The 2,666-nt window shown below is 48.7% G+C and carries 1 protein-coding gene and 1 pseudogene; both read left to right on the top strand.

The features are described 5' to 3' along the window. Window positions 1-2,105 (top strand): amidohydrolase family protein (locus tag WBA23_RS11970; protein WP_424582513.1); only part of this gene is annotated, 2,105 nt, incomplete at its 5' end. A gap of 49 nt (window positions 2,106-2,154) precedes the next feature. Beyond that, window positions 2,155-2,666, top strand: a pseudogene (locus WBA23_RS11965) (amidohydrolase family protein); the annotation flags it as partial.

The following is a 2,666-nucleotide window of genomic DNA, read 5'->3' as shown; positions in this document are numbered from 1 at the left end:
ATGTAGATGATCCCTACGATGCCGAGAATGTTGACTTGGCTGACATGATGCACTGGGAGCGCGCTCCCGCCAACTTAGCCATGCTGGCCCAAGAAGGTATCTCTTTTGCCATTACAGCGGAAGGTAGCACAAATAGCAAGACATTTTTGAAAAACCTGCGAAAAGCCGTTCAGTACGGACTACCGGAGAATGTCGCGCTGAAGGCTCTCACCTCCGCTCCCGCCCAAATGATCCGGGCCAGCGATCAACTGGGAAGCTTGAAGGAAGGGGCTATTGCGAACTTCATCATCACGTCGGATAACATCTTTCAAGAAGATGCGCAGATTTACGAAAACTGGATTCAGGGAAAAGCCTTTGTCATCAACGAAATGGATGCTAGTGATTTGCGGGGCGAATATACCTTAGCTGTGGGTAACGAAAGCTATCCACTGCAAGTAAGTGGCAAACCCGGTGAACTCAAGTTTCAGATCGTGCCCGACGATACCACCAAGATTGATGTTACTTCCGAAGTAGCGAAAGAAACGGTTACTCTGGCATTTGCGCCCGACGCGGAAAAGAGCGAACGAATCCGCCTTTCCGGTTGGATTGAAGGGCAGAAACTGCAAGGCCGGGGCAAACTACCCAGCGGCGAATGGGTTGCGTGGGAAGCCAATTACCAGAATCCTCTGGAGAAAACTGATGAGAAACCTACTGATGATAAGGCGGTTGACCCTAATGACTTAGCCGAGATTGTTTATCCGTTTTTGCCCTACGGCAGTCAGCAGCGTGTGCCCGAAGCTACCACGTATCTCATTCAGGGGGCCACCGTTTGGACCAACGAAGATCAGGGCATTATAGAAAATACCGATGTGCTGGTTCAAGATGGTAAAATTGCAGAAGTTGGTGAAGATCTTTCGGCTAACGGAGCTACAGTGATTGATGGTAGCGGCAAACACCTCACCAGCGGTATCATCGACGAACACTCCCACATCGCTCTCTCTAGCGTGAACGACGTAGCCACCAATTCGGCTATGGTGCGAATGAGAGACGTTGTTGAATCCGACGATATTAATATTTATCGCCAATTGGCTGGGGGAGTAACCGCTTCTCAGTTACTACACGGTTCGGCTAATCCGATTGGTGGGCAGTCGGCTTTGGTAAAAATGCGCTGGGGTTCGTCGCCGCAGGAGATGCTAATTGAAGGAGCGGACGAACATATCAAGTTTGCGCTGGGTGAAAACGTAAAACGTTCCAGCAACAACAGTTCAATTCGCTACCCGCAAACCCGCATGGGCGTAGAACAGGTATTTTTAGATGCTTTCACCCGTGCCGAAGAATACGATCAAGCCTGGCAGGAATACGAAGGTTTATCCAACCGTCAGAAGGAACAAACTCCTGCACCCCGTCGCGATCTGGCACTGGAAGCTTTAGTGGAAGTTCTGAAGAGCGAACGCTTTATTACTTGCCACTCTTACGTTCAGTCCGAAATTAACATGCTGATGCACGTAGCTGACCAATTTGATTTTAACGTGAATACATTCACTCATATTCTGGAAGGGTACAAAGTAGCCGATAAAATGGCTGAGCACGGGGCCTACGGTTCAACCTTTGCCGACTGGTGGGCCTATAAATTTGAAGTGCGCTACGCTATTCCGTATAACCCTACCCTGATGAATATGGCCGGGGTAACGGTAGCAATCAACTCTGATGATGCCGAAATGGCCCGTCGCCTTAATCAGGAAGCGGCTAAATCGGTGAAATACGGAGGAATGTCGGAAGAAGATGCCTGGAAAATGGTCACCCTAAATCCAGCCATACTACTACACTTAGAAGATCAGATGGGCAGTATTAAAGTGGGTAAAGATGCGGACTTAGTACTTTGGACGGATAATCCACTGTCTATTTACGCTCAGGCCGAAAAGACGATGGTAGATGGGAAAGTTTATTACGATGTGGAAGCTAATGCGGAAAAAGAAGAGTGGGTAGCCGAACAACGGGCTCGCTTAGTTCAGAAGATGCAGGATGCTAAAAAGAACGGCGCATCTACCCAAGCAGCCAGCCGCACTCTTCAACAGCTATTCCACTGCGAAGATGTCGGATTCGGCCATACGGAACATATACACTAATATAGATAGTACAGATGCGATATTTTGCGTCTCAACCAAAAGAACCACCATGAAATATTTTATAGCAATTCTTTTCTTTTCACTAATCAGCCTGAACACTTGGGCACAAGTACCCTCCCCGGGTGAGCCTCAGTCGCAACCAATTATTTTGGCCGGAGCTACCGTACACGTGGGCAATGGTGAGGTGATTGAAAATGGGGCCGTGGCTATTCGAGATGGTAACATCGAGATGGTGGCCGAAACCAGTGTACTGGAGGATATGGATTTATCCGACTACCAGATACTTCCCGCAGAAGGGCAACATATTTATCCGGGTTTTATTCTTCCTAACACCACCGTGGGTTTGAAAGAAATTGGTGCCGTGGGTGCCACCGTGGACGAAGCCGAACGAGGTATGTTGAACCCTAACATCCGAGCCGTAATCTCCTACAATACTGATTCGGAAATTATTCCTACCCTGCGCTTCAATGGTATTTTATTGGCACAGACTACTCCGCAGGGTGGTATCATTCCGGGTACTTCTTCCGTGATGCAACTGGATGCCTGGAACTGGGAGGATGC

The organism is Tunicatimonas sp., assembly GCF_049647865.1.
GTDB lineage: Bacteria > Bacteroidota > Bacteroidia > Cytophagales > Cyclobacteriaceae > Tunicatimonas.
Note: the sequence above shows the minus strand (reverse complement) of the source record. Positions and strands in the feature narration are given on the sequence as shown.